Origin of the sequence: Dechloromonas sp. TW-R-39-2 (assembly GCF_016864195.1) — a bacterium.
Classification (GTDB): domain Bacteria; phylum Pseudomonadota; class Gammaproteobacteria; order Burkholderiales; family Rhodocyclaceae; genus Azonexus.
The window spans coordinates 1,326,362-1,351,654 of record NZ_CP045202.1 but is presented as its reverse complement, the minus strand read 5'-3'; the positions used below and the strand labels follow the sequence as shown (position 1 = coordinate 1,351,654).

Here is a 25,293-nt window from a genome sequence, read left to right as displayed (position 1 = left end):
TTGGCCGCACCTGACAAGCTGTTTTGTCAAATTAGCCAAATTTTCAATAGACCACTTACATACGACTTATTCCCGCCCCGGTGCCTCTGTACCGATTTCCGGCAAACGCGGCGGTCGACCGCAGGAAAGGCACTCTTTTTCAAGCTCGAATGCTGCATGACATGCCGCCATGCCCTGCCTTTCCCAACCATGTTTCATGGCTGCAACCCGCACCAGCACGACACCGGCGCGCAGCATCTCGAGGTATTCCGCAACGCCGCGCGACACATCGATGACACGTTGTCGGTGTTTCGCGTGCATCCGGTCATTGACCTTGACGATGGCGCACAGGTCATTGTCGAGGCGACGCACCGCCACCATCGAACCAAGCGGGAAATGATTGCTTGCCGCGGTGAACTTCCTGACATCGAAGGATTCGCCGGTCGAGGTTTTACGCCCCCGAAAACCATGGCCGTAAAAGCTGGCGGAACCTTTCAGTCCGACGCTTTCCGACTCAATGATGTCGGCCTGCCCGACTTCGGCAAAGGTCGCCCTGGCCGCACGCTGGTTTTTTTTGGTTTTTTTTGATGCTTTGACCGCTGACGGCCTGGTGACCGTCCTGCCTGCAACGGCCTTGACGGATTTACCAACCACCGGCCTGGCCGGTGGTTTCTTGTTCGCGGCCCAGACGGCCGGCGAACCATTCAGTAACAGCAGGCCGCAGACGAATGCCGCAACCCACCGCAACCGGTCAGACCACGAGGGTCTGCGCTTCGTCACCCTGGCGGGCCCGAATGACACCAATTTGATAAACCGCTTCGCCCTGCGCCTTCAGTTCGGCCAATGCAGCCTCTGCATCAGCCGCTGCAACGACAACGACCAGACCGATACCGCAGTTGAAGGTGCGGTGCATTTCGTTTTCGGCAACGTTGCCTTCCTTCTGCATCCAGTCGAACAGCTTCGGACGCGGCCAGGCAGCCTTGGTCAGTTCGGCCACGGTGTTTTCCGGCAGCACGCGCGGCACGTTTTCAAGCAGGCCGCCACCGGTGATGTGAGCCATGCCCTTGATATTGACCTTCTCCATCGTCGCCAGCACCTGCTTGACGTAGATGCGGGTCGGCGCCATGACGACGTCGGCCAGCGAACGGTCGCCGTCGAACGGAGCGTTCATGTCCGGATTGGAGCGTTCGATGATCTTGCGGACCAGCGAGTAGCCATTGGAGTGAGCGCCGGAAGAAGCCAGGCCCAGCACAACGTCACCCGGCGCAATGGTCTTGCCGTCGATCGCCTTGGATTTTTCGACAACGCCGACCGCAAAACCGGCCAGGTCGTATTCGCCAGCCGGGTACATGCCCGGCATTTCGGCGGTTTCGCCACCGATCAGTGCGCAGCCGGCCAGTTCGCAACCCTTGGCAATACCGCCGACGACGGAAGCGGCGGTGTCCACATCGAGCTTGCCGCAGGCGAAGTAATCGAGGAAGAACAGCGATTCGGCGCCGAGCACCAGGATGTCATTGACGCTCATGGCGACCAGATCCTGGCCGACGGTGTCATGGCGATTCAGTTCGAAAGCCAGCTTGAGCTTGGTGCCGACGCCATCGGTACCGGACACGAGCACCGGCTCCTTGTAGCGCTTTGGCACTTCGAACAGGGCGCCAAAACCGCCGATGCCGCCGAGCACGCCTTCGCGCAGGGTTTTCTTGGCAAGCGGCTTGATACGATCGACGAGGGCATCGCCCGCATCGATATCGACGCCGGCATCACGGTAGGAAAGGGAAGTAGTCTGGTTCATGGTCGGGAGAAATCTGCCAGGCGCGGAAGAAGTCCGCTGGGAAAAAAAAGTGATTTTACCCGAAACCGACTGTGCGCCCTAACTGACTGGCAGACAAAGGAAAAAAGCAGGAACCCGATTACCAGCTGGAACGGCTCTGATTCGGACTATCGGCATGCTGGCTCAGGTAATCGCGCAGATGCTCGACAAAATAAGCCACCTTGGCCGACAGGTTGAGACGTTCGAGATACACCGCATAAACGTCGGCAGCGGGCGTATCGTAATCCGCCAGCAATTGCACCAGGCGGCCGCTGCGCAGATATTTGGCAACATCCCATTCGGCGCGCATCAGGATGCCGTGCCCTTCCAGCGCCCAGTTGAGCGCGACTTCGCCATCATTGGTGCTCAACTTGCCGTGCACCTTGATGGTTTCCGTCTGTTTTCCCTTGATCAAGCGCCAGTGACCGTAGGCTGATTCGTTCTGGCGCAGGACGATGCAGCGATGTTGCGTCAGGTCGTGCGGGTAGACCGGCTGGCCAGCCGCACGCAAATAAGCTGGCGAGGCGCAGAGCAATCGTCGATTGGCAGCAACCTTCTTGGCAATCAGGCGCGAGTCAGGCAGATCACCGAAACGGATCGAGACGTCGACCGCCTCGTCCGGCAAGCTGATCGGACGGTCGGTCAGGTGCAGTTGAACCTCGACATCCGGATACATCCTCGTAAATACCGAAATTGCCGGGCCAATGTAGGAACGGCCGAAACCCAGCGGTGCGTTGACCCGCAGCAAGCCTTTCGGGGCCGCCCGGCTGCTTGAAACCAGGCGTTCCATGTCGTCGATATCGCTCAGGATGCGTTGCGCATTTTCGAAATAAACCTCCCCCTCGCTGGTCAGGCTGATCCGCCGTGTCGTCCGGTTCAGCAGACGTACGCCAAGACGCTCCTCCAGTTGTGTCAGCCGACGAGAGACCGCCGGCGGCGTCAGGTTCAGCTCTCGCGCTGTTGCTGCAAGGCTGCCCTGTTTGATCAGCAGACAGAAAAACGCCAGTTCGGAATCGGTATTCATTATTAAGTTTTTTGCAATGATGAATTAACTTTACATCGATTCATCTATTTTCCAAAGATCCTAATCTCCGCTCCACGCCACATATAACGGAGACAAAAATGGAAATGGATATCGAGAAGAGAACCTTGCGCCGAATTACCTGGCGCATCGTGCCCTTCATCATGCTGCTGTATTTCGTTGCCTACCTGGATCGGGTCAATATCGGTTTTGCGGCCCTGACCATGAAGCAGGACCTGGGTTTTACCGCATCCATCCTCGGCTTTGGTGCAGGCATTTTTTTCTGGGGTTACTTCATGTTCGAAGTCCCCTCCAACATCATTTTGCACAAAGTCGGCGCACGACTCTGGATTGCCCGCGTGATGGTCACTTGGGGGATCATTTCCGGCTGCATGGCCTTCGTCGAGGGGCCAACCAGCTTCTACGTGATGCGCTTCCTGCTCGGCGCGGCTGAGGCCGGTTTCTTCCCCGGCATCATCCTTTATCTCAGCTACTGGTTCCCGGCCCGGCATCGGGCTGGCGTCACGGCCTTCTTCATGGCGGCGGCACCGATCTCGACCGCACTGGGTTCTCCGGTTTCCGCCGCACTGCTCGAAATGAACGGCGTGATGGGGCTGGCCGGCTGGCAATGGATGTTCATCCTCGAAGCGATTCCCGCCCTGATTCTCGGTGTGGTGGTGTTCTTCTACATGACCGACCGCCCGGAAAAGGCCAAGTGGCTGCCTGACGACGAACGTGCCTGGCTGGTCAATGCGATGAAAGAAGAAGACGCCGCCAAGGGTGACGGCGCCAAACACGGTGTCCTGGCTGGCCTGGCCAATCCCCGCGTACTCGCCCTGGCGATGATCTATTTCGGGACCTCGGCCGGCTTGTACACACTCGGTATCTGGGCACCGCAGATCATCAAGCAACTCGGCGTTTCTTCGATGACCGTCGGTTTCCTGAACGCCATTCCACCCATCGTCTCGGTCGTCGCCATGGTTTTGTGGTCACGCCATTCTGACCGCACCGGCGAACGCACCTGGCACGTCATCCTGGCTTGCCTGACCGCGGCCATCGGCCTGGTCGTCGCCGCCGGCGCCAACAGCATCGTCGGCCTGATTGCCGCCCTGACCATCGTCAACGTCGGCATCAGCTGCGCCAAGCCGCCGCTGTGGAGCATGCCGACCCTATTCTTGTCCGGCGCCGCAGCCGCCACCGGGATCGCCACCATCAATTCGATCGGCAACCTCGGCGGCTTCGCCGGCCCGGCGATGATCGGCTGGGTCAAGGATCAAACCGGCAGCTATGCCGGCGGCCTCTACTTCGTCGCCGGCCTGCTCGTGATTTCCGCAGTCCTGACGCTGCTGCTCGGCCGTTCGCAGAAAACGGCAACCTCCGTCACGGCCGCAGCTGCTGCGCACTAAAACACAACTACCCCACACCCAGACAAATCAAAAAGGAGCATCAAATGGACAAGGAAGCAGCAGTACAGTCCTTGACGGACACCATGGCCAAATTCACGTCCTACATCGGCAAGCGTCTGCCCAAGGATGTGAAGGCAAAGCTGGCCGACCTGAGGACGATGGAAACCAACCCGCTGGCCAAGTCGATCTACGACTCGATGCACGGCAACCAGGAAGCAGCGGACAAGTTGAATCGCCCGAGCTGCCAGGACACCGGCGTCATCCAGTATTTCATCGAGGCCGGGGCCAATTTTCCGCTACTCGGCGAGCTGGAAGACATCCTGCGCGAGGCGACGGTCGGTGCTACCGCGATGGGGCCGCTGCGTCACAACGCGGTCGAAACCTTTGACGAAAAAAATACCGGGACCAACACCGGCACGCAGATTCCCTGGCTCGACTGGCGCATCACGCCGGGGCTAGATAGCTGCACCATCGACGTGTACATGGCCGGCGGCGGCTGCACGCTGCCCGGCGCAGCCAAGGTGCTGATGCCGGGCCAGGGTTACGAAGGCGTCGCCGAGTTCGTGATGGATGTCATTACCGAACGCGGCGTCAATGCCTGCCCGCCGCTCTTGGTCGGCGTCGGCGTTTCGACCTCGGTCGAAACGGCGGCCCGCTTGTCCAAGCTGGCGATTCTTCGCCCGGTCGATTCGAAGAGCTCAAATGCCAAGGCGGCGCTGATGGAAGAATTGCTTGAACAGGGCCTAAACGAAATCGGCATCGGCCCGCAAGGCCTGACCGGCAACAACAGCGTGATGGGCGTCAATATTGAATCCTCTGCCCGTCATCCCTCGACCATCGGCGTCGCCGTCAATACCGGCTGCTGGGCGCATCGCCGCGGCAAGATCAAGATCAACGCCGACATGTCCTACGAAATCATTTCCCACGAAGGAGTCGTCCTGTGAAAAAAATTCTGACCACCCCCATCAAGGACGAAGACCTGGCCAACCTCAACGTCGGCGATGTGGTTTATCTGACCGGCCGCCTGGTGACCTGCCGCGACGTGGCACACCGCCGCCTGATCGAGCAGGGTCGCGAACTGCCGGTCAACCTCGAAGGCGGGGCGATTTTCCACGCCGGGCCAATTGTCCGCAAAAAGGACGACGGCAATTTCGAGATGGTCTCCATCGGCCCGACGACCAGCATGCGGATGGAAAAATTCGAGCGTGAATTCATCAAGCAGACCGGCGTCAAACTGATCGTCGGCAAGGGCGGCATGGGACCGGAAACGGTCGCCGGTTGCCAGGAAGGCGTCGCCGTCCATGCGATTTTCCCGGGCGGCTGCGCCGTACTCGCCGCAACGCAGGTCGAGGAGATCGAAGGTTACGAGTGGCCCGACCTCGGCATGCCTGAAACGCTGTGGATCAACCGGGTCAAGGAATTCGGGCCGCTGATCATCTCGATCGACACCAAGGGCAACAACCTGATCCAGCAGAACAAAGTCGGCTTCAACGAGAAGAAGAAACCGGTGCTTGAACGGATCAGCAAGCAGCTCAGCTTTATCAAATAAGAGAACAAGATGGCGGGCAAGCGAGCTGCCACTTGCCCGCCATCTTGATAAAAAAAGCTGAGTCACTCAAAAACAGGCAAAAGCCCTGATCAATCGACACCAACCGACGCAGTTGGATTACTGAATTTCAGCCTCGAAAAGTCCTGATTTGCCGAGAAGTCGGCGCAAAGTCATTGCCAAGGCCAGTCGCCCAAGCCACAACCCGAAATCGTGCGCCAGACTCCGGTCGACCGTGGCAGGCTCTGCTAAAATCGCGGGTCCGAATTTTTCGGCGCCCGCGACTTTCAGCGAGCGCCTGTCCCAGTGGAGAGTTTTGCCATGTACCAATCCCCCCTCATCCAGGATCTGCACGAGCGCGGCCTGATCGCCCAGATCACCGACGCCGAGACGCTCGACAAGCTGTTGATTGAGGAATCGGTAACGCTCTATTGCGGCTTCGACCCGACGGCAGACAGCCTGCACCTCGGCCACCTGGTGCCGGTGCTGATCCTGAAGCGCTTCCAGGAAGCCGGCCACAAGCCGATCGCCCTGGTCGGCGGCGCCACCGGCATGATCGGCGACCCGAGCTTCAAAGCCACCGAACGCAAGCTCAACACGCCCGACGTGATTGCTTCCTGGGTCGGTAACATCCGCGAACAGGTCAAGCCCTTCCTCAAGTTTGAAGGCGCCAATCCGGCGATCATGGCCAACAATTACGACTGGTTCGGCGGCATGAACTGCCTCGAATTCCTGCGCGACATCGGCAAGCATTTCTCGGTCAACGCCATGATCAAGAAGGAATCGGTGCAGCAGCGCCTGACCCGCGAAGACCAGGGCATCTCCTACACCGAGTTCTCCTACAGCCTGCTCCAAGGCTACGACTTCGCCGAACTCTACAAGCGCCACGGCTGCGTGCTGCAGATCGGCGGCTCCGACCAGTGGGGCAACATCGTCGCCGGCACCGACCTGACCCGCCGCCTGCACCAGAAGCAGGTCTACGGCCTGACCCTGCCGCTGATCACCAAGGCCGACGGCACCAAGTTCGGCAAGACCGAATCCGGCGCCATCTGGCTCGACCCGAAAAAGACCTCGCCCTACGCCTTCTACCAGTTCTGGCTCAACACCAGCGACGCCGACGTCTACAAGTTCCTCAAATTCTTCACCTTCTTGCCGGTCGACCGTATCGCCGAAATCGAAGCCACCGACAAGGCCAGCGGCACCAAGCCAGAAGCCCAGCGCATCCTGGCCGAGGAAGCGACCCGACTGGTACACGGCGAAGTCGCGCTGATGGCCGCCCGGCGCATCACCGAATGCCTGTTCAGCGGTCAACTCGCCGATTTGACCGAAAACGACCTCGAACAGCTGGCGCAGGACGGCATGCCCGGCGTGCAGATCGACAAGGCCAATGCCGGCCTGATCGATGCGCTGGTCGCCGCCGGCCTCGCCAAGTCGAAATCGGAAGCGCGTACCTTCATCCAGAGCGGCAGCGTCACGATTAACGGCAACAAGGCCGAGGCGCTCGACCACGTGGTCAGCGGCGACGAACTGCTTTACGGCCGGTTCACCATCCTGCGGCGTGGCAAGAAGAACTACGGCCTGATCAGCTGGATCTGATCGGGGCCGAATGCGGGGAGGCGGCCAGTGGCACCTCTCCGCTAGCCGAAGGACAGAGCGAGCTGGGGTGAAATATCCGCCTGGCTCACCACTTCGGCTTTCAACTCGCAAGACGAAGGATTCTCCAGCAACGCCGCAAAAGCTTCGGCTGGAAAATCAGGATAAGCACCGAGCCAGAAGGCACTTTCCTGCGCATTGAGGATCAGGGGCATCCGGCCATGCACCGCCCCAACCAGCGCATCGGCCGGCGTAGTCACCATGGCACAGGTCGTTCCGGCCTGCGGATGGTGATCAAACACCCCGGCAAACATCAGCGCCTTGCCGCTCGCTGAACTGAAACGAACTTGCTGCCGGTGACCATCGGCCAGTACCTGCCATTCAAAAAACGCCGTCGCCGGCATCAGGCAGCGATTTTTTTGCAAAGTCTTGCTATAAAAAGGCTTGGCAACCAACCCCTCGGCACACAAGGTACTCGGCGGGCGCAGCGGTTCGGCATTCAGGAAACTGCCGACTAGGCCCCAGCGCGCCCGGCATGCAACATGGCCTTCTGCTTGGCGAGCCAGCATCAACACCGGTGCAGCCGGCCGCATCTCGTCGCCATAAGGCAGATCGCGCCTGGGCAGATCCAGGTCGCGGCAATACCTGAGCAGATCCCTGGTGCTCGCCTTGAGCTCGTAGCGACCACACATGAAGCACCTCCCGCATTACGATATACAGTACTTTATACAGTATATTGCAAACGATCAACCTAACCTGTTCACCTGGCACATACCCGCCCGCCGATTTATTCCGGGTTGAGAAGCCCGGGCCGGGTGCAGGACAAATGCTAAAATCGCATCCCCTGTTTCGTTCCAATGCTCCGATGCGCCAGCTGATTCTCGATTTGCTGCCAGAAAGCCCTCCGACGCTGGATAACTTCGTCGCCGGCGGCAATGTGGAAACGGTTGCGGCATTCACTGAATGGCTGGCCGGTGGGCTGAGTGCAACCTCATTCTGCCTTTATGGCGAATCCGGCTGCGGTCGCTCGCACCTGCTGCTGGCCAGCGGCTTCAGCCTGATCGACGCCGGGCTCAATCCCGGTCTGAGCGGCGTCACCGCCAGCGATCAACTGGCCATCGACAATGTCGACCTGCTCAATGCCGACGGCCAGATTGCCTTGTTCGCGCTGTTCAACCAGATCAAATTGGCCGGTGGACAGTTGTTGACCGCAGCAATCCAGCCGCCGGCCCACCTTGCCTTGCGCGAAGACCTGCGGACCCGACTCGGCTCGGGCCTGATCTACCGCCTGCAACCCTTGACCGACGCCGAAAAGGCTGAAGCCATCGCCGCCCAGGCTCGTGAACGCGCCCTCAAGCTCTCGCCGGAAGCAATCAACTACCTGCTGCGCCACGCACCGCGCGACATGCGTACGCTGTCGATGCTGGTCGTCGCACTCGATCAATACACCCTCGAACAAAAACGCCCGGTCACGCTGCCGCTGCTGCGCGAACTGCTCAACATGGAAACCGCCTGATGAATCTCGCTCTCTTCGACCTCGACAACACCCTGCTCTCCGGCGACTCGGATTTCGAATGGGCGCAGTTTTTGATCAGCAAGGGCGTCGTCGACCGCGAAATTCAGGAAGCGAAAAACGTCCAGTTCTACGAGCAATACAAGGCCGGCACGCTCGACATCCATGAATTTCTCGCCTTCCAGCTCGCCCCGCTCGCCCGCCACAGCCGCGCCGAGCTCGATGCCTGGCACGCCGAGTACATGGAAAAGCACATCCGCCCGATCATCAGCACCGAGGCGCTCGATATCGTCCGCCAGCACCTCGACAACGGCGACCTGTGCGCCATCGTCACCGCGACCAACACCTTCGTCACCGGCGCGATTGGCCGCGCTTTCGGCATTCCGCACCTGATCGGCACCATTCCCGCGGTCGACGTGCAAAGCGGCGCATTTACCGGCGCCTCGAGCGGCGTGCCGTCGTTTCGCGAAGGCAAGATCGTCCGCGTCGAAGCCTGGCTCGAATCGCTCGGCCTGTGGTGGGGCAGCTTCGAGGACAGTTTCTTCTACAGCGATTCGCACAACGACCTGCCGCTGATGGGCAAGGTCAAGACGCCCGTCGCGGTCGATGCCGACGAAAAACTGCAGGCTCACGCCGACGCGCACGACTGGATTTCGCTCAGCCTGCGCAACGCCTGATGCTGCGCATTCCCTTGCTCAGCCATGAAGCGCCACTCAGTTTCGTGGTGCTGGCGCTGTTGCTGCTGTTCATCTGGCAGCCGCTGAAACCTCTGCGCCGTTCGCTGATCAACACCAGTGTCTTTTACGCTGCCTGCCTGTGCGGGGATCTGCTGGCCGGCATCCTGCTCGCCGACCACAACATGACGGCGGCAGCCAGCTGGCTGCGCCAGATGACCGTCTTCGGCGAAGGCCTGGCCGTCATCCGTTTTGCCGGCCTGGCCCTGTTCAACGTCGCCCTGCCGCGCATCCATATCCACATCGCCGGCATCCTGGCCGACATCCTGGTCATCATCGGCTACATCGGCTGGGGCTTCTTCCGCCTCAACCAGGCCGGGGTCGAGTTGACGCACCTGTTCGCCACCTCGGCCATCCTGACCGCCGTGCTGGCGATATCGATGCAGGATACGCTGGGCAACCTGCTCGGCGGTCTGGCGCTGCAGATGGACAACTCGCTGGAAATCGGCGACTGGATCAAGATCGACGATCTTTCAGGCCAGGTGACCGACATCCAGTGGCGCTACACGGCGCTGCTCACCCGCAGCGGCGAAAAAGCCATCGTCCCGAACAGCCAGTTGATGAAGGGGCGCTACTACGTGATTTGCGACAAGCACAGTGCCAATCCGGTCTGGCGACGCAGCATCGACTTCAACGTCGACCTCGCCGTGTCGCCCGGGCGCATCGTGCAGATGATCGAAGCCGACATTTCGGCCGCGACCATCCCCAATGTCGCCGGCACGCCCGCACCGAGTTGCGTCCTGCTCAATTTCGGTCCCGGCTACGCGCACTACGTGCTCCGCTACTGGCTGCAGAATCCGCAACTGGACGATCCGACCGACTCCGACGTGCGCACGCATATTCTGGCCACGCTGCAGCGCAACGGCATTCGCCTCGCCACGGATGACCACACCATCCACCTCGTCGAGGAAGGCGCCGCACACCGCGAAGATGTGCAGAACCGCGAGCTCAAGCGCCGGCTTCAGGCAATCAACTCGATCGAACTGTTTGCACGTCTCGACGACAACGAGAAACAGCACCTCGCCGAGCACCTGATCAACGCCCCTTTCGCACCCGGCGACATCCTGACCCGCCAGGGCGCCATCGCCCACTGGCTGTACATCATGGTCAATGGCGAAGCCGAAGCCTGGTGGCAACCGCCGGAAGGCCCTCGTCGCCTGCTCGAAAAACGCGGCCCGGGCAGCGTGTTCGGCGAAATCGGCCTGATGACCGGTGCACCGCGCCGGGCGACGGTCATCGCAACCAGCAATGTCGAAGCCTATCGCCTGGACAAGGAAGGCTTTCAGGAGATCATCCGGCAACGTCCGGCACTGGCCGACAGCCTGTCCGGCATCCTTGAAGCGCGCCTCCAGCGCTTTGCGGAACTCGAACAGGGTTACCACCAGGGACGCAACGAAACTCAGCAAAAAGTCCCCGGCAGTGCCGCAATCGGCAAGAAAATACGCGAGTTCTTTGGGCTCGACTGAGGCCAATCCAATGGAAAATCATCGCTTTGCGGTAGAATTCCTTCTTTTCCGCAGCGCAGCAAGCGCTCACTGAACGGTAATTCGTGATCCGCAAATTCATTTCCCGCGTCCTTGGCGGCAAAAAACCCAAGGCAGGCCACAACGAGCCCGCCATCATTCCTGTTTCCACCCACGGCATTACCCGCGACCGTATCAGTTCGGGTAGCCGGCGTGTCTGCGAAACCCTGCAGCAGCACGGCCACAAGGCTTATGTCGTCGGCGGTGCCGTGCGCGACCTGCTGATCGGCGCCGACCCGAAGGACTTCGACATCGCCACCGATGCAACGCCGGAAGAGGTTCGCCGCCATTTCCGCCGCGCCCGCATCATCGGCCGCCGCTTCCAGATCGTGCATGTGATGATGGGCCAGGAGACGCTGGAGGTCACCACCTTCCGCGGCACGCTGGACGAAAAGACCAAAACCGACGCACATGGCCGCGTGCTGCACGACAACGTTTTCGGTTCACATGCCGAAGATGCCGAGCGCCGCGACTTCACAGCCAATGCGCTGTATTACGACCCGGCCAGCGAAGCAGTGATCGACTACCACCGTGGCGTCGGCGATCTCAAGCAGAAAACCCTGCGCATGATCGGCGAACCGCGCACCCGCTACCGCGAAGATCCGGTGCGCATGCTGCGCGCCGTGCGCCTCGCGGCAAAACTCGGACTCACGATCGATCCGGAAGCCAGGAAACCGATCCGCGAAATGGCCGGCCTGCTTGAAAATGTACCGGCGGCCCGCCTGTTCGACGAAATGCTCAAACTGCTGACCTCCGGGCACTCGGTCAAATGCATCACCCAGTTGCGTAACGAAGGCCTGCATCACGGCCTGTTGCCACTGCTCGACGTCATTCTTGAACAACCGATGGGCGAAAAGTTCGTCATGCTTTCGCTGGCCAACACTGACGACCGCGTGCGCAAGAACAAGGGAATTTCGCCCAGCTTCCTGTTCGCCACCCTGCTCTGGCACGAAGTATTGGCCAACTGGGAAAAGATCAAGGCCAAGGGCGCACCGAAAACCCCGGCGCTCTACGAAGCGATGGACGACGTGCTCAGCGTGCAGGGCGAAAAACTGGCGATCACCCGCCGTATCGCCGGCGACATCAAGGATATCTGGGCCCTGCAGCCGCGCTTCGAACAACGTGCCGGCAAGCGCCCTTACGCCCTGCTCGAACAGCCACGTTTCCGCGCCGGTTACGACTTTCTCGTACTGCGCGCCGAATCCGGTGAGATCGACCGCGAAGTGGCCGACTGGTGGACGCGCTTCCAGAATGTCGATGGCGATGAGCGGGCCGAAATGCTGATGCCTGAACAACCGGGCGACAAGAAAAAACGCCGGCGCCGCAAAAAACCGGCCGCCAGCAACGTCGACCACGGCAACACCGAATGAACCTGGCCTACGTCGCGCTCGGTGCCAATCTTGGCGACCCGGCCAGTACCGTGCGGGCAGCCTTCGGCGCCCTGGCCAACCTGCCGGAAAGCCGTGTCGTACATTGTTCCTCGCTGTACCGCACGGCACCGGTCGGGATTACCGAACAGCCTGATTTCATCAATGCCGTTGCCGCACTCGAAACGACCTTGGCACCCGAAGCCCTGCTCGATGCACTGCTCGACCTCGAACAACGCTTCGGTCGCATCCGGGCCGAACGCAACGGCCCGCGCACCCTCGATCTTGACGTCCTGCTCTACAACGACCTCGAAATCGACCTGCCACGCCTGACCCTGCCGCACCCGCGCCTGCATCTCAGGGCATTCGTCCTTCAACCGCTGGCCGAAATCGCACCCAAGCTGCAACTGCCACGGCGCGGCCCGATTTCCGCCTGGCTGCCCGCCGTCGCCAATCAGGGCTGTACCCGGCTGTGAACCTGTTCGGTTTCAACATCCCGGTGCTCTGGCAGACCGTGGTGCTGCTGGCGCTATCGAATGTCTTCATGACTTTCGCCTGGTACTCGCACCTCAAGAACCTGAACGACAAGCCATGGTGGATCGCGGCCCTGGCCTCCTGGGGCATCGCACTGTTCGAATACCTGCTGCAGGTACCGGCCAACCGTATCGGCCACAGCGAGCTTGATCTCGGCCAACTGAAAATACTGCAGGAGGTGATCACTCTTGCGGTTTTCGTCCCTTTTGTCGTTTTCTACATGGATCAACCGCTCAAGCTTGACTATTTATGGGCGGCCCTGTGTATCCTTGGCGCCGTCTATTTCGTTTTCCGTTCATAAATGTCCGCTCAAACCATTACCCGCCGCCTGACCCAGGCCGACCTCGCCAAGTTGTACCAAGCGGGCGAGAAGGTCGTCATGTTCACTTGCTACGACGCCAGCTTTGCCCGTCTGCTCGATGATGCCGGCGTTGAAACCTTGCTCATCGGCGACTCGCTGGGCAATGTCATTCAAGGGCACGACACGACGTTGCCGGTCACGGTCAGCGATATCGCCTATCACACGGCTGCGGTCAAACGCGGTTCCAGCCGCGCCTTCATCATCGCCGACATGCCTTTCGGCAGCTATCAGGAATCGCCGGAACAAGCCTTCCGCAACGCCGTAACGCTGATGGCGGCCGGCGCCCAGATGGTCAAGCTGGAAGGCGGCCGCGAAATGGCGTCGACCGTGGCATTCCTCGTACAGCGCGGCATTCCGGTTTGCGGCCACATCGGCCTGACACCACAATCGGTGCACGCCTTGGGCGGCTACAAGGTGCAGGGCAAGGGCGAAGCTGCGGCGCAACGCTTGAAGGACGACGCCCTGGCACTGCAGGAAGCCGGCGCAACAATGATCGTCATCGAGGCTGTGCCGGCGGCACTGGCCACCGCCGTGACGGCCAGCCTGCACATCATCACCATCGGCATCGGCGCCGGCAAGGAAACTTCCGGCCAGGTCACCGTACTGCACGATGCTTTCGACATCCCACCGGGCAAGAAAGCCAAGTTCGTCCGCAATTTCATGGACGGCGCAAGCAGCATTGCCGATGCTGCCGCCCGCGCTGTAACCGCCATCAAGGATGGCAGCTACCCCGGCCCGGAACATACCTACGCCGGTTAATCCTCCAGCGAGCCTGACATGCAAATTCACTCCAGCATCGCCGACCTGCGTTCGGCGCTCAAGGGACGCGGTCGCGTCGTTTTCGTTCCCACCATGGGCAACCTGCACGCCGGCCACATCAGCCTGATGCAGCAAGCCCGGGCGCACGGTGACACCGTGGTGGCCTCGATTTTCGTCAATCGGCTGCAATTCGGGCCGAACGAGGATTTCGACAAATACCCACGCACCTTTGCCGACGACTGCGCCAAGCTCGAAGCCACTGGCGTCGACGTGCTGTTCGCACCGACCGAAACCGACCTCTATCCGGAACCCCAGGAATACACAGTCGAACCGCCGGCCATCCAGAATGTGCTCGATGGCGAATTCCGCCCCGGTCACTTCCGCGGCGTCGCCACCGTCGTGCTCAAGCTGTTCAACATCGTCCAGCCGCAGACCGCATTGTTCGGCAAGAAGGATTACCAGCAGCTGATGGTCATTCGCAACATGACGCGCCAGTTCGCCCTGCCGATCGAGATCGTCGGCGGCGAGACGGTGCGTGCCGACGATGGCCTGGCCCTGTCTTCACGCAACGGCTACCTGACGCCGACCGAACGGGCCGAAGCGCCGCGCCTCAGACAAGAGCTGGAGAAAGTTCGCTCGGCGTTGCGCAACGGCGAGTCGGATTGCGTCAAACTGGAAAATGCCGCGATCGAAGCGTTGACCGCAGCAGGCTGGAAAACCGATTATGTTGCGGTGCGACAACAGTCCGACCTGGCCAGGCCAAACAGCGTAAACGTCCCACTGGTGGTGCTTGCCGCCTCCCGGCTTGGCGCAACGCGGCTCATTGATAACATTGAGATTTGACGAAGCGACAATCCTCATAATTACGCGCGTTGACACTAGGGATTTTGTCGTTACAATGCGCTTCCCCCAACCTTCTGGATGATTGAAACCATGCAGAGAACGATGTTGAAATCCAAGCTGCACCGTGTAACGGCCACCCATGCCGATCTGCACTACGAGGGTTCCTGCGCCATCGATGAAGACCTGCTCGAAGCGGCCAACATCAAGGAGTATGAACAGATCGACATCTGGAACGTGAACAACGGTGAACGTTTCACGACCTATGCGATCCGCGCCGAACGTGGTTCAGGCGTCATCTCGGTCAACGGTTCGGCAGCCCGCCGCGCCGCACCTGGCGACATCCTGATCATCGCCACCTTTGCGGTGTACAACGAAATCGAACTGGCCAAATACGAGCCGGACCTGATTTACGTAGATTCGCAAAATCGCATTACCCGTCGCGGTCACAAGATCCCGACACAAGCCGCCGCCTGATTTTCCGGCCCGCGCTGACCCAGAAACCCGCCCTCCGGCGGGTTTTTCTTTTTCTGTACAATGCCTGCACAATTACAAATCCACCGGAGACAAACGATGGGCGTTGCATTCGCCAAGACCCCGAAGGGGCAGGCAGAAATCACCAGCAAAACGGGCGGGCTGACACCACGTCAGCGACGGGTCCTGATCATGATCGATGGCAAGCGTACGGTTGATGAACTGCGCGACATGCTGCAATCTGACGATCTGCAGCACACCCTGGGCATGCTCGAAGAAGATGGCTACATCATGGCCGCCAGCGTGACGGATTCGAGTGGCGCCAGCCAGAAGCTGTCCGCGCCCCTGCCGCCAATCACGGCCTTCCGCGAACTTTCCGGCGCAACCGATCCACTCAAATTGCAGCAGGCGCGCAATTTCATGAGCAACACCCTGAACGCTTTTGTCGGCACGCTCGGCAACAGCTCACTGCTCGGCAGGATAGAACAGGCAGAAGGCCACGCCGGACTGCGCGCCCTGTACGACGAGTGGTACCACGCACTGGTCATGTCACGCGAGGGCAAGCGCGAAGCAGAAGCGCTGCGCGCCAAACTGTTACTTGTCATCTGATCCGGGGACGGCAATCGATGCCGCCCCGGAAGCCTTGTTACTCGCTGACCGCCTTCGGCTTGCGGGCCCGCGGTGCGCGCTTGGGTTTGGGGGCAACAACCTCGACAACCGCCGCAGCCACTTCCTGAACCGGCGCGCTTTCTTCTCCCGCCGGCTTGCGGGAACGACGCACCCCGCGTCGTGCCGGGGCTTTGGCCGGTACGGTCTCTTCAACAGGGGCAACAGCAACGACTGGCGATTCAGCGGGTGATGCCGAGTCTGTTGCGGTCAACCTGCTTTCAGGCTCTTTTTTACCGTTGCGGCGTCCACCACGACGGCGCGATGCCGCTGGAGGCACTTCTTCGGCCGCAGCCGGCGCCGCCTCTGGCTGAAGTACCGGCTCGACGACAGGAGACACAGGAGCAACGGGATCAAGCGGACGGGCTGCACGGGTATCGCCATCCTTGCGGGTCCGACGACCACCGCGACGACGCGCATTGCCGCTCGTTCCCGACTCGGCCGCTGGCTCCATTTTGGGCTCGACAAGCACGTCGACCGCAGCAACCTCAAGTGCAGACTCCGGCTTGGCCGCTTCGTTCTCGACAACGACCGGCCGAGGCTGCGCCCGTGTCACGTAAGCACCGGACTTGTCATCGCGACCGAAACCCAGCAAACCGCGATTAGCGGCCTCTTCAAGCAGATTGCCAAAACTGCGGAAGCCATAATAATTTTCATTGAAGCCCGGATTGCGGCGCTTGATCACTTCCTTGAGCACCGATGCCCAGATCCGCTCGGTATCGCCACGATCGGCGAACAAATCGGCAAACGTTGTCGTCGCCAGCTCGATCGCCTTGTTCTTGCGCGCCTCAAGCTTCTCGCGCCGACCATTTTCCTCTTCCGGCGTACGGCGCGGCGAGGGCTCACGATTTTCGCGGCGCGAGGCCGGACGATCGCGGACCAGATCGTCGTAATAAATGAACTCGTCGCAATTGGCGATCAGCAGGTCGGAACATGACTGCTTGACGCCCACACCGATAACCCGCTTGGCGTTTTCGCGCAATTTGGAAACCAGCGGCGAGAAGTCGGAATCGCCGGAAATGATCACGAAGGTATCGACGTGTGATTTGGTATAGCAAAGATCGAGTGCATCGACGACGAGGCGGATATCTGCCGAATTCTTGCCCGACTGGCGGACATGCGGAATTTCAATCAGCTCGAAGTTGGCTTCGTGCATGGCCGACTTGAAGGCCTTGTAGCGATCCCAGTCGCAGTAGGCCTTCTTGACGACGATACTGCCTTTGGCGAGCAGACGTTCAAGCACAGGCTTGATGTCGAATTTTTCATACTGAGCATCGCGCACACCGAGTGCGACATTCTCGAAATCACAAAAAAGCGCCATGCTGGCGGTATCGGCTGGTGCGGCCATGGAATGCTTTCAACTTGAGGAGGGCGCAGTATACCGCCCCTCGGCAAAATGACCGCCACACCACCATCCCAGCCAATTCGACCGGGATATATATTCTTCGGCAATCGAGGTTTTTTAGCAGGCATCAAAGCCCGCCAACCCCGCTTGAAACTAACATCGGCGCGCCAAACAATTTCCGAAAGGGGGAAAAACAATGAGTGGCGCTTTCACCAAATCGATGGCGCGGAACATTTTCTACGGGGGGACGACGTTCTTCTTCCTGCTGTTCCTTGCGCTGTCATTCGATACCCATTCGCAACTTCCCAAACGTGACATGCGGCAGAACATTACGCCACAAGTCGTCGAAGGCAAGAAGCTGTGGGAAGTCAATAACTGTATCGGTTGCCACACCCTGATGGGTGAAGGTGCCTACTTTGCCCCTGAACTGGGCAATGTAATCGTTCGCTACGGTGACGAAGGCGTCAAAGCCTTCATCAAGAGCCGTCCGAAAGATGGCATCCCGGGTCGCCGCAGCATGCCTCAGTTCAACTTCACCGACGAGCAACTGGATGCCATCGTGGCCTTCCTGAAGCACGTCAATTCGATCAACGATGCTAACTGGCCGCCTAACAGCCAGGGCTGATCGAGAGGAGATACTGAACATGCAATTCAAATCCCAAGCGGTTGCAAAACCCTACTTCATCGCGGCAATCGGTCTGTTTGTCGGTCAAATCCTGTTCGGCCTGATTCTTGGCCTGCAGTATGTGCTCGGCGACTTCCTGTTCCCCGCCATCCCGTTCAACGTGGCCCGCATGGTCCACACCAACCTGCTGATCGTGTGGCTGCTGTTTGGCTTCATGGGCGGCGCGTACTACATGATCCCGGAAGAATCCGAGACCGAACTGTTCAGCCCGAAACTGGCGCTGCTGATGTTCTGGATCTTCCTGGTCGCTGGTGCAGCAACGATCGTCGGCTATCTGGCCGTCCCGTATGCCACGCTGGCTGAACTGACCGGCAACAACATCCTCGAAACGATGGGTCGCGAGTTCCTCGAACAGCCGCTGCCGACCAAGCTCGGCATCGTCGTCGTGGCACTGGTATTCCTGTTCAACATCACCATGACGGTGCTGAAGGGCAAGAAGACCTCGATTTCGATCGTGCTGCTGCTCGGCCTATGGGGTCTGGCTGTCTTCTTCCTGTTCTCCTTCTACAACCCGGCGAACGTCGTTCTCGACAAGTTCTTCTGGTGGTGGACGGTGCACCTCTGGGTAGAAGGCGTGTGGGAACTGATCCTCGGCTCGTTCCTGGCCTTCGTGCTGATCAAGACGACCGGTGTTGACCGTGAAGTGATCGAAAAATGGCTGTACGTCATCGTCACCCTGACGCTGATCACCGGCATCATCGGTACGGGTCACCACTACTTCTGGATCGGTACGCCGGAATACTGGCAGTGGTGGGGTTCCATCTTCTCCGCTCTGGAACCGATTCCGTTCTTCGCCATGACCGTCTTTGCCTTCAACATGGTAAACCGTCGTCGTCGCGAACATCCGAACAAGGCCGCCGTTCTGTGGGCTCTGGGTACCGGCGTGATGGCTTTCCTGGGCGCTGGCGTGTGGGGCTTCCTGCACACCCTGGCTCCGGTCAACTACTACACCCACGGCACGCAGATCACCGCTGCTCACGGTCACATGGCTTTCTATGGCGCCTACGCCATGGTCAACCTGATGATGATCTCCTACGCCATGCCCATCCTGCGCGGCCGTGCTGCCAACAGCAACAAGTCGCAAGTGCTGGAAATGTGGTCGTTCTGGCTGATGACCACGGCAATCGTGTTCATCACCCTGTTCCTGACCGCCGCCGGTATCCTCCAGGTCTGGCTGCAACGTGTTTCCGACACGCCGCTGCCGTTCATGGTGGCTCAGGACAAGATCGCATTGTTCTACTGGATGCGTGAATGGGCCGGTGTGGTCTTCCTGATCGGTCTGATCATCTATATCGCCAGCTTCTTCGTTGGCGGCAAGGAAGAAAAGGCTGCATAAGCCCTCTCCTCCGCTAGCACGCTAGCCAAAGGCGCAGATCGAAAGGTCTGCGCCTTTTTCCATTTTTGGGCCATATCAAGTTCCGCTGATGCGCCTGCCGCTACCATAGTCGCATGAGTGAAACACAGACCATCACCGGCACGACAACCGGTCCAGCTCCTGCCAGAAAACTCCCCGGCGATCTTGCCATCTGGTTTTTCATCCTGGCAGAAATGCTGGCCTTTGCCGTTTTTTTTGCCTCCTACGCCTTTGCCCGGGCGCACGATCCGGCACTGTTCAATCTTTACCAGCAGACGCTGGACCGGAACGCCGGAGCGCTGAATACCGTACTGTTAATCACCGGCTCATGGTTTGTCGTACTCGCAGTCCAGGCAGCACATCGTGACGACAGCCCTGCCGTGGCACGCAACATCCTGCTCGGTTTCCTCTGCGGCGGCGGTTTTCTGGTCGTCAAAGTATTCGAGTACGCGGCCAAGTTTGGCGCCGGCATTTCAATGTCGACCAATACTTTCTACATGTTTTATATTTCACTAACCTTTTTTCACTTCATGCACGTCATACTCGGCATGGTGATTCTTGCTGTCCTCTGGTTCCAGGCACGTCAGGGTGCGTACACCAGCCAAAACGCCAACGGGCTGGAAAGCGGCGCGGCGTACTGGCACATGGTCGATCTGCTGTGGATCATTCTTTTTCCGCTTGTTTATGTGATGCGCTGATGAGTCACCTGCTTAACAACCCCGCCCATCGAGCCTGGCTCGTTCTTCTTGTCGCCACGGCGCTGACCTGGTATCTCGGCGAAGTCGGCGCAGCCGGCACCTGGGCGATTGTCACCATGCTGCTCATCGCCTTTATCAAAGGCCGGCTGGTCATTCTCGATTTCATGGAACTGCGCGAGGCGCCCCTGATGTGGCGCCTGCTGCTCGAAGGCTGGCTGATTTTTGTTTCCAGCCTGATACTCTTGGCTTACTGGATCTCTCTCAAATGAACGAACTACCTTTCTACGAACCGTCCGGCAACGAAATCGCACTGTTCGAACACGCCTACAAGCAACGCCTCCCGCTGCTGATCAAGGGACCGACCGGCTGTGGCAAGACGCGCTTTGTGGCGCACATGGCTGCCCGCCTCAAGTTGCCGCTGTACACCGTCGCCTGTCACGATGACCTGACGGCGGCCGACCTGGTTGGCCGCCACCTGATTTCGGACAGCGGCACCTACTGGTCCGACGGTCCGTTGACCCGTGCCGTACGTGAAGGCGGTATCTGCTACCTCGATGAAGTGGTCGAAGCACGCAAGGACACCACCGTCGTGCTGCACCCATTGGCTGATGATCGCCGTATCCTGCCGATCGACCGGACCGGTGAAACGCTGGAAGCACCGGACAATTTCATGCTGGTTGTTTCCTACAACCCTGGCTACCAGAATCTGCTCAAGGGCCTGAAACCCTCAACCCGTCAGCGCTTTGTCTCGATGCGCTTCGATTTCCCCGGAGCAGAACGGGAAATTTCGATCTTGATCGGGGAAACCGGCTGTGACGCCGATCTCGCCAAGCGTCTGGTAGGTATTGCCAAGGCTTTCCGTGCGCTCAAGGACCGCGACCTGGAAGAAGTAGCCAGCACCCGTTTGCTGGTCTACGCCGCAACGCTGATCAAATCCGGCTTCGACATCAGCGCAGCCTGCCGCGCTTCGCTGGTCGAAAGCCTGACCGATGATGAAGAAACGGTCGAAGCACTGATGGAAATCGTCAATGCCACATTCGGACGATAGTTTCGGCAACGAGGACAGCACGCCGGGACTCAGCCTGGCCGTGCTGTCCGAAGCCCTCTATCTGGCCAATCTCCTGCTCGCGCCAGGCATTGCCTTCGGGCTGCTTGTCTGGCTCTGGCTGAAATATAAAGACAGCGCCCCTCCGCTTGCCAAGCACCACCTCCGGCAAACAACTTTTGTCAGCCTGTATGGCGGCATATTGATCACCGTGCTCTCGGCCATTTTCATCCTGGCCGGCGGCCTCGACTGGGAATGGACCTGGGTCATGGTGATCATGTATTTCACCTGCATTCATTCAACCTTGGTCATGTTCGGCATGTTCGGGCTGGCCAAAGCCATGGCCGGCCAGATCTGGCGCTTTCCGTTGATTGGTCCTGCGGTCGACCGCGACAAGCAATGAAAAAACCAGCGCTTCAACGTTACCGCCTGTTTGCGCAGATGGCGTTCTTCGCCTTGTTCACCGTCACGCCGATTTTCGACCTGTTTCGTTACGACCTGACTGAAAAACACGCCTACTTCCTGACCTTTCCCTGGCACTTGGGAATCGACGAATTGATCGCTGGAACAGGTGACCCCCGGTCTGCTGCGGTCAACATCATTCTTTACCTGTTTTTGCCGGTACTCGGCACCTTGGCCGCCATCATCGCCGTTGCCTGGAAATGGGGCCGACTCTACTGCGGCTGGCTTTGCCCGCACTTTTCAGTCGTCGAGACAATCAACCGGCTGATGCTTTTTGCGACCGGCAAACACTCAGTCTGGGACAAGAAACAAACGCCGCCCTGGGAGCCGGATGGCACGCCCGCGCCGCGCGACAAACGTTACTGGCTGGTCGTCGTTCCCGCTGCCATCGGCTTTGCCTTTGCCTGGGCGGTCGTCGGACTGACTTACCTGATGCCGCCGTTTCAGGTTTACCACGGACTATTCACTTTCAACTTATATCGTGGCGAAGTGATTTTCCTGAGCGCGGCAACGACGGTATTGAGCCTGGAATTTCTTTTCGCACGCCATTTATTTTGCCGCTACGGCTGCGCCATCGGCATTTTCCAGAGCTTCGCCTGGATCGTGAACAAGAAAGCGATGGTCGTCGGCTTCGAACGCAAACGTGTGCTCGACTGCGCCAACTGCCTTGAAGGCCGCGGATCAGCCTGTGATGCAGTTTGTCCGATGCGACTCAAACCGCGCAACGTCAAACGCTGGATGTTTGCCTGCACCCAGTGCGGCCAGTGCATTTCAGCCTGCGGCACCGTCAATCGCGACAATCCTCAGGGACAACTGCTGCGCTGGGTCAGCAATGACGCAGCCAAGCGGAATGAAGCCGGTTTTTCATCGCTATCAAATACCGACGAAGACGCCGGTGGGAAAATTTAGGTCATGGAAGAATTCATCGGAAAACTCTGGCACAACTGGGTGACCAAGGCAGCCGCCGGGCATTACCCGGAAGCCGCAGTCAAACTGGCCGAAGTTGAAAAAACGGCAGGTATTTTGTTTCGAGCCTTTGGTGGCGACCCCGGGCTCAAAGTGGCCGCAGCAACCATGGACACACATGGCGCCCGTCGACGCTGGTTGCAGCGTCTGGCAGCCAGCGGTGAGAAAGTTGCACAGGCCCGACGCGACGCCGAAACCCTGCGTCTGCCGCCAGAAATCGCGGCCTTTCCAGACAAATCCCTGAACCGCGACCTTTACCTCTGGCTTGCCGCACTGGCGGCCAGCGATGTGGCGCCCGATCGCCCATGGTTCATTCGTAATCAACTGGCCACCCAGGCTGCGCTTGAAAAATACCCTGGGCTGCGTTCACGTTACGAACGTCTCGTCACCGCTCACATTGCCGGGCGAATCGACCCGGATGAACTGCAACCTGATGAAGCTGCGCAAGAAACAGCCATCCGCCAGGCGCTGCTCACACCCACTGCGGTCGACGGGCTGCCACCGCTGAATTCGCGCAAATCCCGGCCACCACAGCCTGTACTCCTGTGGATGATCGAAGTTGAAGAACGTCCGGCCGGCAAACTCGATGCCGAATCGGGCAACAACCTGCCGCACGAAGGCAGTGGCAATAACGCCGAACCAGAAAAGGACGCCCACAAGGCCGAGCAGGTTGATACGCCGGACAACAAGAATCCGATGCTGGCCATGTTCCGCGCCGAGAGTTTGCCGACCTGGGCGGAATATGTCCGGGTCAACCGGGCTTTTGATGATGATGAAGATCCCAATGCCCGCAACGCGGCCAAGGATCTCGATCAACTGTCGCTGATCCGCGATGCAGAAACCTCGGTCTCACGCGTCAAGTTTGACCTTGACCTCCCTTCGGCGGCAGAAGATGACACCCCGGTTGGCCCCGGCATCCCGCTGCCCGAGTGGGATTACCGCAAAACCGTGATGCTGGCTGACCACTGCCGCTTGCAGCCGATGATCGCTCAGGATGCACTGCCGGCCGGCCTGCCGGAGGAACTGGTTGCCACGGCCAAAAAACTGCGCGGCCAGTTCGCTGCCCTCGCACCGCAACGCCGCTGGCTCAAGGCTCAGGCCGATGGTTCGGAGCTTGATGTTGAAGCCTGCGTACGCAACCATGCCGATCGCGCCTCAGGTCATACGCCAGAAAGTGGCAACTACCTGGCTCAGGCACGTTGCGAACGCGACCTGGCCTGCCTGCTGCTGGCAGACTTATCAATGTCAACGGACGCCTGGATCTCGGATACGCACCGGATTGTCGATGTCGTCCGCGACTCGCTTTTGCTCTTCTCCGAAGCGTTGACCGCGACAGGCGACCGTTTTGGGATCTACGGCTTTTCATCATTGCGTCGGCAGAACATCCGCTTCCATTTGCTCAAGGATTTCAACGCCCGTTACGATGCCGCCGCTCGTGGCCGAATTCTGGCCATCAAACCCGGCTTCTACACCCGCATGGGTGCCGCACTGCGCCAATCGGCCAAAATACTCTACGAGCAACCGGCCAGCCGTCGCCTTCTGCTGATCATCACCGACGGCAAGCCCAACGATCTCGACCTGTATGACTCACGCTACGGCATCGAAGACACCCGAATGGCCGTACATGAAGCTCGACGCATGGGACTCACCCCATTCTGCGTCACTATTGACCGTGAAGCAGGTGCCTACCTGCCCTACCTGTTCGGACCCGCAGGTTTTTGCGTCATACGAAATCCGGAAGAGCTGCCGCGCCGGCTACCACTTCTTTATGCACAACTGACTCGGTAGTAGTTATTATTGCGTATTGCCGGTGGATTACCCCGATGCCACCATCGGCCAGCTTTTTTAACGAGTCCAGCTATGCAGTCGAACCACCCGATCAATGTCGAAGCACTACTCACCCACATCCCGCTTTTCAATGGCCTGGCGCCAGAGGAAATTGCGCGGATCGCCCGTTCAACCCGTGAAATTCACATCAGCAAGGGCGACATCCTGTTTCACAAGGGCGACCCCTGCAATGGTTTTCACCTGCTGGTTTATGGGCAGGTCAAACTCGCCTTCACTTCCCAGCAAGGCAGTGAGAAAGTCGTCGAAATCCTGACACAGGGCCAGAGCTTCGGCGAGGCCGTGATGTTCATGGAAAAGCCTTACATTGTCTTCGCCCAGGCGCTGACCGACTCACTCCTGTTGCATGTATCCAAAGCTGCCGTTTTTGACGAGCTTCAGCGCGACCACAACCTCTGTCGCAAGATGCTGGCCGGCATGGCCATGCGCCTGCACCAGCTGATGAATGATGTCGAGTCGTATTCGCTGCACTCCGGCAAACAGCGCATCATTGGCTACCTTCTGCGTGAACTGCCTGATACAGAGCTGAACGGCACTAACGTAGTCATCACCTTGCCAACCAACAAGGGGGTCATTGCCTCACGACTGAACCTGACCCAGGAACATTTCTCCCGCATCCTGCACGAACTCTCCGAGCTTGGCCTGATCGTGGTCGAAGGCCGCAAGATTCACATTCCCTGCGTCGCCAACCTGCGCAAGCACGAAGGCTGAAATCCAGCACATCGTTTCAAGGGACGGCTTTTGCTGTCCCTTTTTTGTTTTCCCAT

Annotated in this window: 28 protein-coding genes; 23 read left to right on the top strand and 5 right to left on the bottom strand. The window is 59.4% G+C overall.

What is annotated here, in order from left to right:
* Positions 1 to 66 precede the first annotated feature (66 nt).
* The 3 genes from GBK02_RS06415 to GBK02_RS06405 form a co-directional block, all read right to left on the bottom strand.
* Positions 67 to 726, bottom strand: a complete 660-nt coding sequence (locus tag GBK02_RS06415) for a septal ring lytic transglycosylase RlpA family protein (RefSeq protein WP_203468909.1) — start codon at positions 724 to 726, stop codon at positions 67 to 69.
* A 4-nt stretch (positions 727 to 730) separates the two neighbouring features.
* The gene (gene purM / locus GBK02_RS06410) at positions 731 to 1,771 is read right to left on the bottom strand and encodes a phosphoribosylformylglycinamidine cyclo-ligase (RefSeq protein WP_203468908.1); all 1,041 of its coding nucleotides are present in this window, start codon (positions 1,769 to 1,771) and stop codon (positions 731 to 733) included.
* Positions 1,772 to 1,889: 118 nt separating this feature from the next.
* On the bottom strand, positions 1,890 to 2,813 hold the full coding sequence (locus GBK02_RS06405; protein ID WP_203468907.1) for a LysR family transcriptional regulator: 924 nt from the start codon (positions 2,811 to 2,813) through the stop codon (positions 1,890 to 1,892).
* A 98-nt stretch (positions 2,814 to 2,911) separates the two neighbouring features.
* Here GBK02_RS06405 and GBK02_RS06400 point away from each other — a divergent pair, with 98 nt between their 5' ends.
* The 4 genes from GBK02_RS06400 to tyrS all read left to right on the top strand — a co-directional run bounded on the left by GBK02_RS06400 (position 2,912) and on the right by tyrS (position 7,358).
* Positions 2,912 to 4,216: an MFS transporter gene (locus GBK02_RS06400; protein WP_203468906.1), complete on the top strand. Its 1,305-nt coding sequence runs from the start codon at positions 2,912 to 2,914 to the stop codon at positions 4,214 to 4,216.
* A gap of 44 nt (positions 4,217 to 4,260) precedes the next feature.
* Positions 4,261 to 5,160 (top strand): L(+)-tartrate dehydratase subunit alpha, encoded by a 900-nt coding sequence (ttdA, locus tag GBK02_RS06395; protein ID WP_203468905.1) that lies wholly within the window; start codon positions 4,261 to 4,263, stop codon positions 5,158 to 5,160.
* Positions 5,157 to 5,765: a L(+)-tartrate dehydratase subunit beta gene (gene ttdB, locus GBK02_RS06390; protein WP_203468904.1), complete on the top strand. Its 609-nt coding sequence runs from the start codon at positions 5,157 to 5,159 to the stop codon at positions 5,763 to 5,765. Before ttdA ends, ttdB begins: the two co-directional genes overlap by 4 nt.
* A 318-nt stretch (positions 5,766 to 6,083) precedes the next feature.
* Positions 6,084 to 7,358, top strand: coding sequence for a tyrosine--tRNA ligase (tyrS, locus tag GBK02_RS06385; RefSeq protein ID WP_203468903.1), 1,275 nt, complete (start codon positions 6,084 to 6,086; stop codon positions 7,356 to 7,358).
* A gap of 41 nt (positions 7,359 to 7,399) precedes the next feature.
* On the opposite strand, the gene GBK02_RS06380 is transcribed toward tyrS, so the two are convergent.
* On the bottom strand, positions 7,400 to 8,047 hold the full coding sequence (locus GBK02_RS06380) for an SOS response-associated peptidase (RefSeq protein WP_203468902.1): 648 nt from the start codon (positions 8,045 to 8,047) through the stop codon (positions 7,400 to 7,402).
* A gap of 134 nt (positions 8,048 to 8,181) precedes the next feature.
* Between GBK02_RS06380 and hda the strand changes: the two genes are divergently transcribed.
* From hda to GBK02_RS06330, 10 genes are all read left to right on the top strand, one after another.
* Complete coding sequence (gene hda / locus GBK02_RS06375; protein ID WP_203468901.1) at positions 8,182 to 8,871, top strand: DnaA regulatory inactivator Hda; 690 nt, start codon at positions 8,182 to 8,184, stop codon at positions 8,869 to 8,871.
* Positions 8,871 to 9,545: an HAD family phosphatase gene (locus GBK02_RS06370; protein WP_203468900.1), complete on the top strand. Its 675-nt coding sequence runs from the start codon at positions 8,871 to 8,873 to the stop codon at positions 9,543 to 9,545. The genes hda and GBK02_RS06370 overlap by 1 nt, the downstream gene beginning before the upstream one ends.
* Positions 9,545 to 11,068 (top strand): mechanosensitive ion channel family protein, encoded by a 1,524-nt coding sequence (locus GBK02_RS06365; protein WP_203468899.1) that lies wholly within the window; start codon positions 9,545 to 9,547, stop codon positions 11,066 to 11,068. The genes GBK02_RS06370 and GBK02_RS06365 overlap by 1 nt, the downstream gene beginning before the upstream one ends.
* 83 nt (positions 11,069 to 11,151) lie before the next feature.
* A complete protein-coding gene (pcnB, locus tag GBK02_RS06360) occupies positions 11,152 to 12,495 on the top strand; it encodes a polynucleotide adenylyltransferase PcnB (RefSeq protein WP_203468898.1) in 1,344 nt (447 codons plus the stop codon).
* Positions 12,492 to 12,968 carry a 2-amino-4-hydroxy-6-hydroxymethyldihydropteridine diphosphokinase gene (folK, locus tag GBK02_RS06355; RefSeq protein ID WP_203468897.1) on the top strand — a complete coding sequence of 159 codons (477 nt, stop codon included), beginning with the start codon at positions 12,492 to 12,494 and terminating at the stop codon, positions 12,966 to 12,968. Before pcnB ends, folK begins: the two co-directional genes overlap by 4 nt.
* Positions 12,965 to 13,327: a DMT family protein gene (locus tag GBK02_RS06350; protein ID WP_203468896.1), complete on the top strand. Its 363-nt coding sequence runs from the start codon at positions 12,965 to 12,967 to the stop codon at positions 13,325 to 13,327. The genes folK and GBK02_RS06350 overlap by 4 nt, the downstream gene beginning before the upstream one ends.
* Positions 13,328 to 14,146 carry a 3-methyl-2-oxobutanoate hydroxymethyltransferase gene (gene panB, locus GBK02_RS06345; protein WP_203468895.1) on the top strand — a complete coding sequence of 273 codons (819 nt, stop codon included), beginning with the start codon at positions 13,328 to 13,330 and terminating at the stop codon, positions 14,144 to 14,146.
* An 18-nt stretch (positions 14,147 to 14,164) separates the two neighbouring features.
* Positions 14,165 to 14,989 (top strand): pantoate--beta-alanine ligase, encoded by an 825-nt coding sequence (gene panC, locus GBK02_RS06340; RefSeq protein ID WP_203468894.1) that lies wholly within the window; start codon positions 14,165 to 14,167, stop codon positions 14,987 to 14,989.
* A 90-nt stretch (positions 14,990 to 15,079) separates the two neighbouring features.
* Positions 15,080 to 15,463: an aspartate 1-decarboxylase gene (gene panD / locus GBK02_RS06335; RefSeq protein WP_066882792.1), complete on the top strand. Its 384-nt coding sequence runs from the start codon at positions 15,080 to 15,082 to the stop codon at positions 15,461 to 15,463.
* A 96-nt stretch (positions 15,464 to 15,559) separates the two neighbouring features.
* Positions 15,560 to 16,069 (top strand): hypothetical protein, encoded by a 510-nt coding sequence (locus GBK02_RS06330; RefSeq protein ID WP_203468893.1) that lies wholly within the window; start codon positions 15,560 to 15,562, stop codon positions 16,067 to 16,069.
* Positions 16,070 to 16,106: 37 nt separating this feature from the next.
* Here the strand turns inward: GBK02_RS06330 and GBK02_RS06325 are convergent, their stop codons facing one another.
* Positions 16,107 to 17,474, bottom strand: a complete 1,368-nt coding sequence (locus tag GBK02_RS06325; protein WP_203468892.1) for an NYN domain-containing protein — start codon at positions 17,472 to 17,474, stop codon at positions 16,107 to 16,109.
* 193 nt (positions 17,475 to 17,667) lie between these two features.
* On the opposite strand from GBK02_RS06325, the gene GBK02_RS06320 reads away from it, so the two are divergent.
* From GBK02_RS06320 to GBK02_RS06280, 9 genes are all read left to right on the top strand, one after another.
* Positions 17,668 to 18,096, top strand: a complete 429-nt coding sequence (locus GBK02_RS06320) for a cytochrome c (protein WP_203468891.1) — start codon at positions 17,668 to 17,670, stop codon at positions 18,094 to 18,096.
* 19 nt (positions 18,097 to 18,115) lie between these two features.
* Positions 18,116 to 19,492, top strand: a complete 1,377-nt coding sequence (locus tag GBK02_RS06315) for a cbb3-type cytochrome c oxidase subunit I (protein WP_203468890.1) — start codon at positions 18,116 to 18,118, stop codon at positions 19,490 to 19,492.
* A 113-nt stretch (positions 19,493 to 19,605) separates the two neighbouring features.
* Entirely contained in the window at positions 19,606 to 20,208 is a 603-nt protein-coding gene (locus GBK02_RS06310) for a cytochrome c oxidase subunit 3 family protein (RefSeq protein ID WP_203468889.1), read from the top strand.
* Positions 20,208 to 20,477: a cytochrome C oxidase subunit IV family protein gene (locus tag GBK02_RS06305; protein WP_203468888.1), complete on the top strand. Its 270-nt coding sequence runs from the start codon at positions 20,208 to 20,210 to the stop codon at positions 20,475 to 20,477. Before GBK02_RS06310 ends, GBK02_RS06305 begins: the two co-directional genes overlap by 1 nt.
* Positions 20,474 to 21,256, top strand: coding sequence for a CbbQ/NirQ/NorQ/GpvN family protein (locus GBK02_RS06300; RefSeq protein ID WP_203468887.1), 783 nt, complete (start codon positions 20,474 to 20,476; stop codon positions 21,254 to 21,256). The genes GBK02_RS06305 and GBK02_RS06300 overlap by 4 nt, the downstream gene beginning before the upstream one ends.
* On the top strand, positions 21,237 to 21,656 hold the full coding sequence (locus tag GBK02_RS06295) for a hypothetical protein (RefSeq protein ID WP_203468886.1): 420 nt from the start codon (positions 21,237 to 21,239) through the stop codon (positions 21,654 to 21,656). Before GBK02_RS06300 ends, GBK02_RS06295 begins: the two co-directional genes overlap by 20 nt.
* Positions 21,653 to 22,624 (top strand): 4Fe-4S binding protein, encoded by a 972-nt coding sequence (locus GBK02_RS06290; protein WP_203468885.1) that lies wholly within the window; start codon positions 21,653 to 21,655, stop codon positions 22,622 to 22,624. The genes GBK02_RS06295 and GBK02_RS06290 overlap by 4 nt, the downstream gene beginning before the upstream one ends.
* 3 nt (positions 22,625 to 22,627) lie before the next feature.
* Positions 22,628 to 24,469 carry a nitric oxide reductase activation protein NorD gene (locus GBK02_RS06285; RefSeq protein WP_203468884.1) on the top strand — a complete coding sequence of 614 codons (1,842 nt, stop codon included), beginning with the start codon at positions 22,628 to 22,630 and terminating at the stop codon, positions 24,467 to 24,469.
* A 72-nt stretch (positions 24,470 to 24,541) separates the two neighbouring features.
* Positions 24,542 to 25,237, top strand: a complete 696-nt coding sequence (locus tag GBK02_RS06280) for a Crp/Fnr family transcriptional regulator (RefSeq protein WP_203468883.1) — start codon at positions 24,542 to 24,544, stop codon at positions 25,235 to 25,237.
* Positions 25,238 to 25,293 lie beyond the last annotated feature (56 nt).